Raw genomic sequence first — 14,762 nt, forward strand, 5'->3', positions numbered from 1 at the left:
ACCGCTATATCTACATCAGTACCGCCGTGAAAAATGAGTTCTTCAAGAGCGAGAGTGGAAGATTCTAGCACTACCTTGTGACGCAAGTTTCCTAGCTGAATACCCTTGTCAACATCAAGGGTAAGCATTCCGACAAAACTATCAGGAGCAGCTTGTTCGGGGTCAATACCAAACCTTTGTTTGATATACTCACGCTTATCAAAACGATGTTCTCCACTTTCAGGATTCTTTTGATCGCGCATCTCCAATAAATGACGAGCAGCCTCTTCAAGGGACATATTTTCAGAAGTCGCAGCAGTCTTTAACTGAAGCAATTGTTGTTCCACTTGCTCGCCAACTGTGTCGCCTTGAATTTCTAGATTCAAAATTTGACAAACAGTCCGCACCACATCATGCGACACCTGCAACTGTTGTGCTAGTTGGTTTATATGCTTCATTACGTTCAATCCTCTTAATGACTGCTTGAACAATTAAGTTGTTTTTTTCTTCATTAGATATATGCTTTGTCAAAAAGTCATAAAGGCTTACGTCATTGACTTTTTGCAAATAAGCATCTAAGCCACCAGCAGGAATCACCTGTTGTAAGTATTCTTTACACGTCAACCGTCGAATCTTGATAGCAACGTAGAAAATATCAGCAATTTCAACTGCTGCTGCATCAAAATATCCGCCTCGCTTACGAGGCTTAACTATCCCTGCGTAAGGATACCACCGTTGTAAAGCAGCAATCGAAATCCCGTATCTTTCGGCAAGTGTTTTTTGGGTGTAGAGAACGTTTTCACATAGCATCAAACTCAATTCCAACTGAAAGGTAACATCAATTTCAAGACAATTAAACTAAGTTCTTGCTAAAGAAAGTGTGAATCCAATAATGATTCACAAGTCCTATCACTTTAGTACAAGTTTCATTCAACTAAAACACAATGCAAATTCAGCCAATCTCCTACTCAACTTCACATTTGTTAGGTTACATACTGCCTATGGAGAATGCAAGCACATTTGTATATGTAACTTGAAGAAAAGAGAAGTATGATTGATAAGGTAAGAAAGTACTCAAACAGAAACATAGAGCGAAAAGTCAATTTTTTTGTGAATAATGAATGATTTTATGGTAGTTTTTGTGTCAGAATACAATCCTTGACTTTTCTTGATTTTTTCAGTCAAAATAACTATAATTATGACCAAATCAAATGAAGCTTGAGAAAACAGTAGCAGACTTTTTTGCAGGGATTGGCCTCGTTACAATGGGGCTAATTAAGCAAGGATGGCAAGTAAAATATGCTCTTGACTACAGCGACGAGAAACGCCAAATGTACCAGAATGCTTTTGGAGTCGGACACTATCACTGTAAAGATATCAGAGAAATAAGTGGAACTGAAGTGCCTAAAGTAACCTTAGCTCATGCCTCTTTTCCATGTACTAACATCTCTGTTGCAGGTTCTAGAAGTGGGTTGCACTCTGGAGAATCATCTACATTCTGGGACTTTGTCCGATTCCTACATGAAATGGGGGAACTGAGGGAAATAGGTAAACCTCCTTTAATTCTTATTGAAAATGTGGAAGGTTTCCTAACTTCTGGGCGTGGAGAAGATTTAATCGTTGCGTTAAAAGCTTTAAATAATCTTGGTTATGCAGTTGATATTTTCATCATCGACGCTGCCCATTTTGTTCCGCAAAGCAGGGTACGTTTATTTATTATAGGTAATCTGTTTAGTTTCTCACAAACTTATGATGAGATTGAACGGATTATGAGTCAGCAAAAAGGTGCAAGACCTCAAAAAGTTAAAGATTTTATTGCTTCTAATCCAACAATCAAATGGAGCCTTCGCAATCTACCAGACTTACCCCAAAGAACAACCAACCTAGCTGATATTGTTGATGAAAGTGAGGAATGGTGGGTAAAAGAACGAACAGAGTATTTGTTCAATCAGATGTTTGAACGTCATAAATCCCAAATTCGTTTAATGATGCAAAATGAATATTGGTCATACGGAACCGTCTTTCGACGCATGAGAATGCGTTCTGGGATTAAACAATCAACCGCAGAACTAAGAACCGATGGAATTGCTGGATGTTTACGAACTCCGAAGGGAGGAAGTGCTCGTCAGATTATTGTAAGGGCAGGTTTTGGACGTTTTGATGCTAGGTTAATTAATGCTTGTGAAAGTGCCCGTCTCATGGGGGCATCGGAGTATTTGATTCCTCAAAATATTTCACTCAATAATATACTTTTTGGCTTTGGTGATGCTGTTTGTGTTCCAGTCATCGAATGGATTGCTGCGAATTATCTTAATCCATTATTTAATGAATTAAATAGCATGATAAAAGCTTCGCAAAGAGCTGCTTAATTGGTCATAGGAAATGTAAGCATACCATCCTTAATACTCATAACGACTCGACCATGTACTTTCACTGTACTGTTGCTGATATTTTTGCGGTATCGACGTAAGAATTCTTGAGTGCCATAGCGTTCTTCCAAACCAGGTAACCAACTTCGGAAAATTTCTGATAGGAAATCTCCTCCAAGTTGGCGAACTGTAACGTTTCTGTAGTCTCGACTGTAGGACACAAATAAATGGTCTACAGTCATATCCTTCAAAAGCTTACCGCGACCTGTTCTCAGATGATACTGGTACTCAAAGGCGTTACCATCAATACTAGATTTTACCTCGTAATTACTAAGGTCGGCTCCATAGCTACCAGTACCTGTATCTCCAGTAAGTATTGCACCAAACAACTCCCAAAGTTGTGGCGAAATGCTTCCTGGTATTCGTATGTTGTATTCTCTGAGTAGGCTAATCAGTTCTTCGTTGTAAATGAATTTTCTGTAGAAATCATATGCTTGTTGTATCCTCAGTTGGGTCATAGCCAAAAGTCAAGTATGACAAAAGCAGTTGTGCATAAGTGGGCTGTACCCGCTTACTTGGCTGCTTCCTTTTCAATACCCTATGACGTTTGGTATCAAAACTGCAATTATTTCTGTTGGAAGTGATCGCTGTCAGACGCTAAATTGTGTTGGTGAAATTCGCGCAATTCTAACTTCATCTGTTTAAATCTATGACTTATGCTGAAATTTTTTCAACAGAAACTTGATGCATAATTTGCTCTTTTAACGAATCTGCTGCAACTGCTGCAATTGTTTCCCAATCTTCTTGTTTCAACAACACCCCAAGCAGCTCGCGCAGTATTTCTCGGCTAGAGATAAACTCTTGGCTATAAAGTTCATCTGTTCCCAAAACAACAAGTATGTGTTCTCTGACTTCTGGTGTAGGTAGCCTTAATCGTTGAAGTAGTCTCTCTCTTGCAGTTTTTACCGCAATTTTCGTAGCTGTTCCTAAATTCCAATTATTCAGCAATAGCCGCACTTCTCGATTAAGAGAAATACGTAACGTTGTTAAACGTCCCAAAAGTTCGAGGTTCAGCATTAGGTCGCCAAACCCAGAACCCCAATCCAATCCAGCACCAATGTTACCACCTACTTTATCCTCAGCAACGACCGCTTTTCGCAACCATTCTTCATCAAACAATAAATCCATCGGATTTACTGCGTTTTCTTGACTAAAGGTGCTTTGATTGTAATTAGGTTCTTGCTGACTCATTCACTTACCGTTACATAAATCTTGCTCAAGTTTAGTCAATGCTAATCAAAGCTATTCAACCATGTCCTGCACTAACTCTTGCTCAAAAGTAATTTCCTCCGAAGTCTTGTTAATGATGACCACCTCATTTATGGTGCAAGGGCGATCGCCTGACCAATACGTTTGAGAAAGCGTTTCAGTGCGGGTTAATTTGATACTTGAGTAACTCTATTTATTTATGCTGATTCTCCAATCTTACTCAGGTATACTACTCGATATATAGCTTTAGTTGTTTTGCCAGAATCACCAGACGAGTGGTCAGTACTAGTTTTTTCCATTGATTGCTCAATATCATCTACTGACGTTGGACAATCACCATTGCCATCAAAAGTATAGTCCAGTAAGTCGCCAGGAGTAATAATTCGGTTTTCTCCCCTAGCATGATAAGCCTTTGTTAGGCCATTACATAAGTTATTGAGGACTCTGCCGCTAATCTGTTCAATCTCATCAGCATTTTTGAGCTTTGAAATGGAGGTTGGATGAATACCTGAAAGCTCAGCAAGTTCCTTATTCGTAATTTTCTTCTCTGCCATCAGCATCCTTAACCGCCAACGAATCATGTTTTGAGAGTATGTCCTTGTTTTACTTACTCTCATAGTTTCCTCCACGAATGCATTTATAGCTAGCTTGCTTTTAAAGCTATATTTTACACTCCTTAATAGCTTCCTCGAGTATTTAATTGCTTACTATTATATTATATAGCGAGCTTGCTATATAATTGACAGTAAACAAAGGCGCTCATCACCCGTAAGGTCTTTATGAAAAACTGCGAAATCCTACAAAGTCTACCTAAAGAAGGTTTAAAACCCAGGCAATTTCTACGCCACTGCTTCGGTATAGCCTCACTCAGCCCCCCGGAACTTCTCGAAGAAGAAACAGATTCTCAATACCGCAGAAAATGTATCAGCGTATTATGTGCAGTTTTTGACGTACAAAGACCAACAGTTCGCAAGTGGGGAAGTGACCTCAATTTTGATGGGATACCCAACTACTGCAAATTTGCACTTGCTTACATTCACGCTGCCGAAATTGTGCCAAAAGAGCTAAAGAGTATCCTGCAAGGAGAATACAGCGCACCACTCGTAGATGCTCAAACGTTTCTAGAAAAAATACTCCTCTACGGATTAACCGAACAGCAAGTACTGCAAACTGTTTCCCATGCTAACTTTCGCGCTACTTGTGTCAAAACCCTCACGCAAGTATTACATATCGGCACTAAGTCAGTTCAAGACTGGGGTCAAGATATGTCGTTTCGTAAAATGCCCACAATTCACAAACACACCTTGGGTTATGCCTTGGCTGCTATCTCTAAATCATCAAAAGCTTGGGACAAACAAGCAGCTTGAATTATTCGCGTTGACTCAAATTGGTGAGGCGATCGCCATTCCGCCAAGAACTTGCGATCGCCTTCCTCAATAAAACCCAAAAATGGGAACTAAATAATATGATGCCACAACAAGCAATAATCGCAGATGATTATCAAGCTTTCGCCCAACAAGAATTGGAAAGATACATTGAAGCCCAAGCCGAAGAGATCGCCCCGGAAGTAAATTTCTCTTTCCAAGCGCTACCAATTGCCACTGAGACCATCCTACGTCACGCTAGATCTCTGGCTGTTGAGAAACAAAAGCGGTCGCGCACAGAGTACAAAAAGCTGTTATCTGAGCATGGTTGGCTCTTAGAAGACAAGAAATACCTCAAGGTGGCTGCTGCATTTGGTTCTTTCTCGCCCCAAGATTTAGCACAAATCGAGCCAGATACTATCTTTCTGCTAGCAAAGAACAGCAAGAAGTACCAGCCTGTTATTGACCAATTGCAGGACTTGAGCTTACGTACTCAGCAGGTGGTTAGAGAACTCATAAAGCAGCAGCGCAAACCGAGAGAGCCAAAGTCTGAGAAACCGAGTATTTGGCGACGAACGAAAAATGGTGGACGCTACTGTCAAATTCCGCCCATTCACGAGCAAGATGAGCGCACTGGCGTCACCTTACAGCAGATGATGGATTGTGAGGGATTGACGGCACAGCAAATCGTGGCAGAAGCGATTTCACTGAGGCAGGCATACAAAACTGGACAGCTGGTATTGGTTGATGATGCATCCTTTTTGGAATATCAACTCCAAAGTCCAACTTGTGAGATGAACAGCAACCAAATAGATGAGGTAGGAACGGACAACATTGAACTAAGTGAAAACACGAATTGTGCTGTTGTAGAGCAATTTGTTTCAAAACCCACCAATTCAGATAATTTTGGACAAGTCCAAGTACAGGAGCATCCAACAGCAGAAAATACTGAAGTACCGCTGTTGAATGATGTACCAACAGAACAGTACGACCAAGATCAGTGGCACTCTTTAGCTACAAGATTACAACTCCTACTAGCACTTCCTATTCCTTACAACAGAAAAGATGCACGCACAGCAGATGATTTAGTTGCTGTTGTTACTGGCAGATTGAGTAAAGAGCATTATGCTTGGTTTGACAATCTTCCCAAGTTGCTAGCACAAGCTGCATCAATAAACCCAGAAGAATTGGAGTGGGTTGATAGCGTACTACGTGCCAAAGCATTAGCGGTGATAGGATTTGAAGTAAATTCGATTGTGGAGGTTATTAGCGCTCGCCATAACTACCAGCTCTGTACTGGCACGGTAGTAAATTTATCTGGTCCTGCTAACACTCCAATTGAAGTAAGGTTAGGCGGGAAAAGAAAGTACTTCCACCACAGTGAGTTGAGGTTGATTTCCAGCACAGGTGATAGTAGCCCAAGATCAGACAATTTAGAACTTAACCCAACTCCAACTGAAGAACTAGCACTCAAGGTGCGAGTGGGAGATAAAGTTAACTGGGCTAATTGTCCTGCCCACCTTATTAACTGGCAGCCATTTTTGATTACTAGCATTGAGGATGACCAAGCAATGCTAGATATTTATACGCATCCAGTGCCACTGGCTCAATTGCAGCTTTGCTCAACTCAAAACTGAAATTTTGATGGCTCTTTGAGTGCAGTTCATAAATCTTTGACGATGGACTTTACTATTCATTAAAAACTTGCAATTACGCGTTGCTCCAAACGCGAGTACGTGTCCCATAAGCGCAAAGTGCCCCCACTAGGCGTACACGCAGCGTGTCTGCAGAACTTACGGGACGATCCGCGAGTGCGTGTCCTCTGCCTCCTGCACAGGAGCTACGAATTGCACGCAGGTGTCCGTAAAGACATAATATCCGCCCTTTTAGTCAGAGCATAGAAAAATAAATTGTGCTCGCACCCCTAACTTTCAGTCAATCACTATACTGAATGATAATTAGTCAAATTACTACTGCTTTTATTACGGTTTTTACTACTAATACAATTGTTCTGATTGGATCAAAAAACTATTAAAATACAAACTATGAGAATACAATGTCATCGGGTGCTACAGTCTGACATTGTCTGAGTTAATTTCGGCTGAATTCAAAGAAATTTAGTTGCAAAAGCAGCTTAATGTATTCTCTGAAGACGAGTATGCTGCATTTTTGAATATTTTACATCGAGAAGCTGTGTATATGTAATACCAGCAAGTTTTTCTGTCAAACAAATTTTATTTTCAATCAGGGTGAACTCTTGCAAAAAATTTACCATTGCGCCGCGTTACAAATACCCTAATTCTGTAAAGGTAAAATTATAGATGTTTCCACTCATCACACACTTTGAAGAACTGCTTAAGAACATCCAACCACCTCAAGAACGACTTGAAGCAGCACGGGATTTGCCACCATTAGTTCGTGATTACATCGCTGAAAGCAAAGAATTTCCTACGGTTTCACCCGATAGTCGTCTGGCAGGTTCCTACGCCCAACAAATGGCAGTGGGTGATGTTAAAGACGTAGATACCCTGATTCGCATCCCTGGCAATCCAAAAGCAAATGAACCAAAAGCAAAGCAATTAATTCAAGACATGAAAAAGCTGCTTGATAGCTTACCAGAAGCTTTGGGCTATGAAGGGTATGCAGAAGCGGAAATAGAGGTCGAACGGGCACGCCGATCCGTCCATGTCTACTTCAAAGACAAAGATTTTCACTTAGACTTTGTTCCTTGCATTGCACCGGATGGATTTGAGAATGTGTTGTATGTCCCTGATCGAGGGTTTAACAAGTGGATAGCATCTCACCCAATTGGATACATTAAACTACTTAACGATTTACAGAAGCAGTACGACAATAAAGTTAAGCCTCTAGGAAAGTTGCTAAAGCATTTCCGTGACTATCAGATGAAAACCCGCAAGCCTAAGAGCTACTGGCTTGGTGCCCTCCTAGTTTATCACATTCAAGAAGGCAATTTGGACATGACACAACCATTGGCAGTCCCGTTTTACACCCTTTTGAATGAAATCTACTGTCAGTACGATCACTTGCTGTCTACTAGCAGTGATGCAACCCCAAATATCCTCGACCCCATGCTAGATCACAACATTTCCTGGAACTGGAGCCGCACCTATTTTGAAACCTTCATGAGACGGATTAACGAGGGACGGAATTGGGCAGCCAAAGCCCTAGAGACTGATGATCGAGAGAAGGCGATTGAATACTGGCAAAAAATTTTCGGAGAAGAATATTTTCCATCAGACGTAGAAACAACTGTTTCCCGATTAGCTACAAAAGGTTTACCTGGCAAATCTTACGTCAGCTCTACAGGTTTGATTGTGTCAAGTCAGCCTGCTTCCGGGATCTACACCTCCACTATTGCAACTAAGTTTCATGGGACTGAGCAAAGCTGAATTTCTTCTACTGAAACCTGCCATCAACCTAGGACTACAGAACCTGCACATACTGCGCCGATTTCCTGGGTTTGTTTACAAGCGAGAGCTTGGGGTAGCTATATGGCGAGGTACGCTTCAACCTCGCCAGTTATCGCCAAAATATCGGGTAGCAGTGCGCTATAAGTTAAGCTCTCATCCAACTGTTAATGTTATATCGCCTGCCCTAGTCTCAAGAACTCCCCATCTTTGGAATGATGGAAGTTTATGTCTCTACTACCCTAAAGAAAAACCGTGGCAAGCAGACATGCTCATTGCACAAACCATTATTCCTTGGACTGCACTATGGCTCTACTATTATGAATTGTGGTTAGATACCGGGAGATGGCTTGGTCCATCGTCACATGCTTCAGACCCAAAACTGCTGAACGGGAGCGCTAATTCCGTCTCTTGATAGTTCTATCCTAAGGTCATCTATCGAATAATAGTAAACCACATGACAGACAGCGATCGTTTGACTCCCTCACTCTTAGAACCACAGTCTCGCGGTGGTGATATTGCTGAAGGGGGCTTTTCATTCCAGGAACAAGTTACTTTAGCCCGCATACCAGTTTGGCTTTCTCAAGAAAGTTTCACAGCTATGCTTCGGGAAGGTATTGGTGATGTAGAGGCAAAGTTCTTTGTGCCTGGTCGTGGGTTTACTAAGGAACTTCTTGAAGTTAAAGATCACGTCCTTCAACCATCTAAGTTCTGGAGTGAAATTCGCCGATTTCAACAGATAGATACTGGAAGTTCAAATATTTCTCGGTGGTTTATTCTTGTTGCAACAGGAATTTCCAAAGATTTAGAACCTTTGGTGAATGGATTACGTCGCGTTCGTAGTCCTCAAGATTTTTATGAAGAAAACTCCACCATTCAAGAAAATTCGTTCCAAGATTATGTTCAGATTATCAAAAGAATCGGGGGTACAGATAAGGATGCTATTTTTATTTTTAATAAGGTAATTATTGAAGTCGATTGGAACACTGCAAAACCTCACGGGGAGGCTATTTTTAAGCAGTCTTTTGTGGATCATTTGCCAGAATATGAATATTTATCTCTCAAAACCTTAGATAATATTTATAATCATATTGGTATATTTATCCGACAACGTAAAAATCAGAACATTACTCGGAAAGACTTAGAGACAAAACTAAGAGATAAAATTCCTTATCATCAACAGCAACCTTTTCGCCCCATCCTTATTTATACAGCTATTGCTCCCGAAGATAATCCAAAATATCCAGGAATACGTTTTGATTGGACTCCTTTTTCTGGTGGTGAAACTCGTGTGCTCACCCTACCCCAACAGTGGAATCAGCTACTAATTGAACTACAAAATACTCGAAGCTGGATTGAAAACTATAGAAATACTAAGCGAATTAGGCTTGCTGGCAACCGCCGTTTGGTAGCATGTCTTGTAATCGGCTCTGTCTTCTCAGCTGTTCGGGGTTACGTCATTGAAATGGAATACCGTGAACAGATATGGGCAACAGATGCTCATTCCACTCACGAAACTCCTCCTTATCCCTTAAATTATCAAATTGTAGGGGAAACAGGAACTTGTTTGGTTGTTAGTGTAGGTATTTGTCGAGATATTATTCCTGAAGTGGAAAGTAACCTAGAGAAGCATGGATTAGCAAGTATGCCACAGCTTCATATTAGGGGAGAACTACCTATAACTTCTCCACAACAAGCCAACATTGCTGTTGGAAACATTAAAAAATTGATTGTTAAAAACTTAGTACGTACTGGCGGCAAGAAAATTCACCTATTTGTTGCTGGACCTGCTCATCTTGCGCTCTTTCTGGGGCATCGCTTGGATGCTACAGCACCAGTCACTTGCTACGCATGGGTATGTAGTGGTCAATACTCTAAAACATTCCAACTCTTTTCAGAAATCTCTAAGTAGGTTTGCTGAACAGAACTACCAATGTTGAACAATCAAGTATTCAATTATCTTTATTTGATGAGCTTTGGGTCGCCGAAATTTCATCTGATGATTCTCCAGGAAAACGGTTAGTTGCTTGTCGAAATCCGATACTGGCTGCAGATAGAGCTAAAACCAGAGAAGAATTATTACAAGCAACGGAAAAAGAATTATCCAAAATTGTTGCTAGCACCACCCGTCAAAAACGCCGTTTAAACTGAACTTATCCCAGTGCAAATGTACTAACAAAGTCTTAAAGCCTTACTAGGTAAGCAATTTTGGTGTCAGTAGAAGTGTACCCATGTAAGCGCTGGAACTATTGGTACAACTGGGGTAAACTAAAATTGGGGGTTAGCGCTTCAAGCTCGCGACGCCACGCCCCTTCATTGGTGACAGGTTAAGGTCATGATACATTTGTTAATATACTTATTGAATGAAAATTATGCCAAAAACCGTGGTAGAAAACATCGTTTTTGGTCAGCGCGATGCGGAAGCCGCCTGCACTCTATAGCCTAATCTTTGTACTCATCATTCACCTGTGTGCCAAAGCTAGGTACAAAGCTTAGCTGGATACCTTAATTTTCACTCACTTTTCAGCATAATTTCTAATTGATAAAAGCAATGTTATCTTAACCTGTCACGAATGACGCCCCTTTGACAATATTGCAATCTAGAAAAAATACTTATTTTTAATCAAAACATTCTTCATTTTTAACCTAAGTTTGAAAGATTTAGAGAGAAAGGTGCGGAAAGCTGATCTCAAGTTTTTGTGCCAGTAATTTTTATTTCTCAGTATTAGGAGACCGTAGTACTCGTGGCAAAGAACGTTATCATCATGATCGGTGACGGCGTGGGCTGGGAAATGGCTCGTGCTGCTGCTATCTACAAACAGATACAAGAGGGGAAAGCGGGCACAACCCTAAGTGATTTCTACACTACAGGGGAGGGTACGGGACTAAGCTACCAAAATTTGACTGGCTACACCCTAGCTACGACCTACGGCACAACTATTGCCGATAGTAACGGAGTTTTTAGTACCGGTAACTCCGCCTTGGATAACTCTGATCCAGCAACAGGAGGTAGTCTGGTTCGTTCTGGTTTCAGCTTTAACCCTGCCTTTAATCCAAGTTCCACAGCAACTGGCCAAGCAAAAGTCAGCGACTATAGATTATCCTCTGACGAGATTGATAAAAGAGCGTTAGTGTGACAATCATGGGTATGATTGCAGTTAATGACGCTCCCGCAACAGATATTTTGGCGTAATCCTAAAATGGAACACGTTTATTTTTGGTAGTTTAAAACTACATCATTATTTTGCTATTTTGTCAATCGCTTTTGTTTATAATTTTAATAATTAAAAGAAATTGCTTTTATATATAAAAGTTTTTAGACTGAAATCAACTACCTAATAAAAGGTTGTTTTGGCTTTACTAATAAAACTTACAGAATTAGTGTTACATTATATACTAATTTTCTAGATGAACAGGATACGCACTCAGACAACTACAGGTGACCGATTTAGCCAAGAAAAACGGGCAAGCTTATCAAACTCCACTTCGGATCGAGGAGCTTCCACAGATCAGCCAGGAAGCCGTGGGAGTCGATCCCTGAGACAGCCAGCTTTAGTAATAGAACAGATATCTGTGGGTGCCTCAGAATCAACTAATGAAGGCTGGCTGTCTCCCAGTCCCGATCCCAAACCCGTTTTTAAAGAAGGAATTGGTGAGCAACTGGTTTCTCAGAAAAAACAAAAAAGAGACAAAACTAGTCCGAATTGCATGGAACTTGTTATCAAACACATACGCTCTCAGCCATATACTAGTGCTTTATTAGTCAAAGACATAAATTTATATGGTTCATCTGCCGTCAACAGATGCTTGAAAAAGCTAAAAGAGGCAGGATTTATAGGCGCTGTGTGGGATCACAGGAAAATTTGCTTTGTTTATTACAACATTAAGCTTTGACAGCAAGGCAACAGAGAATCTTAACGCATAAAACTCCGAAAATTTGGTTGAAACTACCTTAAATTAAGAGGTTTGATAATACCCCTAATCCTCAATAGTTTTGGTTCTAAATAACCGCATTCCGTTTGCAGTAACAAGTAGGGAAGTTCCCGTATCCGCTAAAACGGCGATCGCTAACCCGACAAACCCAAATGTCCCCAACAGCAGAAACAATCCCTTTGTTACCAGAGAAAAGACCACATTCTGTTGAATGACAGATACAGTACGGCGGCTTAGTTCCACTGCATAAGCAAGTCGTCTCAAGTCACTTCCAACCAGCACCACATCTGCTGTCTCTAGGGCAATATCAATTCCACCAACAGCAAAGCTAATATCCGCAGCCGCCAAGGCTGGGGCATCGTTAATACCATCTCCAACCATACCTGTCACCCCGACTTGGCGCAGCTGTTGAATCGCTTGGAGTTTATCTTGAGGTAACAGTTGAGCTTGATATTCTGTAATGCCAACTTGTTGGGCAATTTTCTGGGCAACAGCAGTGCGATCGCCCGTTAGCATCACCAACCGCTTTAGCCCAAAGCGCTTAAGCTGTCGCACTGCTTCGGTTGCTTCTAACCGCAGTCCATCCGAGAGGGCGATCGCTCCCAATAATCCTTGAGTCGTTCCTACCAGTACTGGGGTTTGACTGAGATTTTCAATTTCAGCCAATAGAGATTCAGCTTCACTAGACAAGCGAATACCAGAGTCTGTGAATAACCGTCGATTGCCAACAAAGTATAAAACCTCACCAAAGCTTGCCTGAATCCCTTTACCGGGTAAGGCTGTGAAGTTAACAGGTGTTTCTAACTCTATTCCTTCTAAGCGAGCGTTTGCTACAATTGCCTTTGCTAGTGGATGTTCTGAGAGTTGCTCAAGCGAAGCTGCAATTTGTAACACCACATTTGTACTTACCTTCCCAAGGTCATAAACCTCCTGTACAACGGGTAAACCTTGTGTAAGAGTGCCAGTTTTATCAAAGGCAAGAGTAGTCAGATGTCCGGCTGTTTCCAGTGCATTACCTCCTTTGAATAATACTCCCTGCCGACTTGCAGCACCAATGGCGCTGACAATCGAAACAGGAGTAGAAATCACCAAGGCACAGGGACAGGCAATTACGAGCATCACCAGCGCTCGATAAAGCCAAACATGAAAAGGTTGAGCAAATGCCAAAGGTGGAATGACAGCAATGGCGATCGCTATCAAAATCACAATCGGAGTGTAAACCTCTGCAAACCGATCCACCCACTGCTGCGTGGGAGCGCGACTTCCTTGGGCTTCTTCTACCAAATGAATAATTTTAGCAACGGTCGTATCATTAGATGTATGAGTGACTTTAACTTCTAAAAAGCCTGACTGATTTAACGTTCCAGCATAAACCGTATCGCCTCTTTCTTTATCTTCTGGAATTGACTCTCCTGTAATCGGGGATTGGTCAATAGCGCTTGTACCAGAAACGACGATACCATCCAACGCCACGCGCTGTCCTGGTCGAATCGTCAAAATATCCCCCACTTGAACACTTTCAACAGGAACTGTAACTTCTTTACTCCCCCGCTTGACGGTAGCAGTCGGCGGAGTCAAATCCATAAGAGCACTGATAGCATTGCGCGTGCGACCAAAGGTAAAAACTTGCAACGTTGTGCCTAAAGAGAACAAGAACAGGACGAGCGCCCCTTCAAACCAGTCCCCTAAAATCACTGCCCCAATAACTGAAATCGTCATCAGCAGATTCATATCGGCACGGCGTAAGCGCAACTCAAACAAACCAGCCCGTGCAATGGGATAGCCAGCAACTACTATACCAACACCATAAAAACCCCGTGCTATCCAGATGGAAAGCGCTAAATGTTGAGTAAGTAAACCCAGAACTAACCCCACTCCTGCTAAAATGACGCTTTGTCCCCGGCGGTTCGCAATCCAGAATTTCCAGCCTGCTGAGTTGTGTTTTTGAGTCGGTTTGGTGACTGGATGATTGTGGTTGTGGTCATGATTGTGGTCGTGGCAATCGTCTTGAGTGTGATGGTAGGAACTTGCCTCAAGACTCTCCTCAACCGTATATCCCAGACCTTTAATCCGGTCATAGATTGCGGTTTCACTTACCAGTTGCGGGTCGTAGGATAGTTGCAATCGTTCAGTTGCAAAGTTAACCGATACATCCCTTACCCCTGCCATTTGCTGTAAGCCGACCTCAATCGTCTTAGCACAACTGCCGCAATCCATTCCATTTACTTTCACTTGTAGCTTTTTAACTGAAGCCACTTCAACGTGTTCGTGGTCATCATGCTTGTGGTCGTGGTCGTGGTCACTCTCACAGCAGTGGCTGTGATTATGCGGCTTTGCTTCACCACTCAGTTTAACCGTATAACCCAAAGCAGTTATGCGATTTCTAATTTCAGTTTCGCTCAAGAGCTTAGTGTCATAGG

Annotated in this window: 12 protein-coding genes and 4 pseudogenes; 9 read left to right on the top strand and 7 right to left on the bottom strand. The window is 41.7% G+C overall.

Translation table 11 applies throughout. From position 1 onward, the window contains the following. Nucleotides 1-11 precede the first annotated feature (11 nt). A pseudogene (locus AC5590_RS32120) lies at nt 12-368 on the bottom strand (hypothetical protein); the annotation flags it as partial. A 22-nt stretch (nt 369-390) separates the two neighbouring features. After that, nucleotides 391-789, bottom strand: coding sequence for a hypothetical protein (locus tag AC5590_RS32125; RefSeq protein WP_169267301.1), 399 nt, complete (start codon nt 787-789; stop codon nt 391-393). 401 nt (nt 790-1,190) lie between these two features. Between AC5590_RS32125 and AC5590_RS32130 the strand changes: the two genes are divergently transcribed. Next, nucleotides 1,191-2,348 (top strand): DNA cytosine methyltransferase, encoded by a 1,158-nt coding sequence (locus tag AC5590_RS32130; protein WP_169267302.1) that lies wholly within the window; start codon nt 1,191-1,193, stop codon nt 2,346-2,348. Here AC5590_RS32130 and AC5590_RS32135 read toward each other — a convergent pair. The 4 genes and pseudogenes from AC5590_RS32135 to AC5590_RS32150 all read right to left on the bottom strand — a co-directional run bounded on the left by AC5590_RS32135 (nt 2,345) and on the right by AC5590_RS32150 (nt 4,234). After that, on the bottom strand, nt 2,345-2,866 hold the full coding sequence (locus tag AC5590_RS32135; RefSeq protein WP_171978371.1) for a hypothetical protein: 522 nt from the start codon (nt 2,864-2,866) through the stop codon (nt 2,345-2,347). The two genes, AC5590_RS32130 and AC5590_RS32135, sit on opposite strands and share 4 nt — an antisense overlap. 196 nt (nt 2,867-3,062) lie before the next feature. Next, nucleotides 3,063-3,599: a hypothetical protein gene (locus AC5590_RS32140; protein WP_169267304.1), complete on the bottom strand. Its 537-nt coding sequence runs from the start codon at nt 3,597-3,599 to the stop codon at nt 3,063-3,065. A 54-nt stretch (nt 3,600-3,653) separates the two neighbouring features. Further along, nucleotides 3,654-3,725, bottom strand: a pseudogene (locus AC5590_RS32145) (IS607 family transposase); the annotation flags it as partial. An 89-nt stretch (nt 3,726-3,814) separates the two neighbouring features. Next, complete coding sequence (locus tag AC5590_RS32150) at nt 3,815-4,234, bottom strand: helix-turn-helix domain-containing protein (protein ID WP_211178639.1); 420 nt, start codon at nt 4,232-4,234, stop codon at nt 3,815-3,817. A 162-nt stretch (nt 4,235-4,396) separates the two neighbouring features. On the opposite strand from AC5590_RS32150, the gene AC5590_RS32155 reads away from it, so the two are divergent. The 8 genes and pseudogenes from AC5590_RS32155 (at nt 4,397) to AC5590_RS32190 (ending at nt 12,303) form a co-directional block, all read left to right on the top strand. Further along, nucleotides 4,397-4,984: a hypothetical protein gene (locus tag AC5590_RS32155; RefSeq protein WP_169267305.1), complete on the top strand. Its 588-nt coding sequence runs from the start codon at nt 4,397-4,399 to the stop codon at nt 4,982-4,984. A 23-nt stretch (nt 4,985-5,007) separates the two neighbouring features. After that, nucleotides 5,008-6,618, top strand: coding sequence for an Alr2735 family protein (locus AC5590_RS32160; RefSeq protein ID WP_498824296.1), 1,611 nt, complete (start codon nt 5,008-5,010; stop codon nt 6,616-6,618). A gap of 684 nt (nt 6,619-7,302) precedes the next feature. Beyond that, the gene (locus AC5590_RS32165) at nt 7,303-8,391 is read left to right on the top strand and encodes a nucleotidyltransferase domain-containing protein (protein ID WP_169267306.1); all 1,089 of its coding nucleotides are present in this window, start codon (nt 7,303-7,305) and stop codon (nt 8,389-8,391) included. Further along, on the top strand, nt 8,372-8,824 hold the full coding sequence (locus tag AC5590_RS32170; protein ID WP_169267307.1) for a type II CBASS E2 protein: 453 nt from the start codon (nt 8,372-8,374) through the stop codon (nt 8,822-8,824). The genes AC5590_RS32165 and AC5590_RS32170 overlap by 20 nt, the downstream gene beginning before the upstream one ends. Nucleotides 8,825-8,866: 42 nt before the next feature. Beyond that, nucleotides 8,867-10,321, top strand: a complete 1,455-nt coding sequence (gene cap4 / locus AC5590_RS32175) for a CD-NTase-associated endodeoxyribonuclease Cap4 (RefSeq protein ID WP_169267308.1) — start codon at nt 8,867-8,869, stop codon at nt 10,319-10,321. 23 nt (nt 10,322-10,344) lie between these two features. Beyond that, nucleotides 10,345-10,554: pseudogene (locus AC5590_RS32180) on the top strand (IS1634 family transposase); the annotation flags it as partial. Between the two features lie 620 nt (nt 10,555-11,174). Beyond that, nucleotides 11,175-11,501, top strand: a pseudogene (locus AC5590_RS32185) (alkaline phosphatase); the annotation flags it as partial. Nucleotides 11,502-11,817: 316 nt separating this feature from the next. Beyond that, complete coding sequence (locus AC5590_RS32190; RefSeq protein WP_169267309.1) at nt 11,818-12,303, top strand: hypothetical protein; 486 nt, start codon at nt 11,818-11,820, stop codon at nt 12,301-12,303. 84 nt (nt 12,304-12,387) lie between these two features. On the opposite strand, the gene AC5590_RS32195 is transcribed toward AC5590_RS32190, so the two are convergent. Next, a partial coding sequence (locus AC5590_RS32195) for a heavy metal translocating P-type ATPase (protein ID WP_248277348.1) occupies nt 12,388-14,762 on the bottom strand: 2,375 nt, incomplete at its 5' end.

Origin of the sequence: Brasilonema octagenarum UFV-OR1 (assembly GCF_963888615.1) — a bacterium.
GTDB lineage: Bacteria > Cyanobacteriota > Cyanobacteriia > Cyanobacteriales > Nostocaceae > Brasilonema > Brasilonema sennae.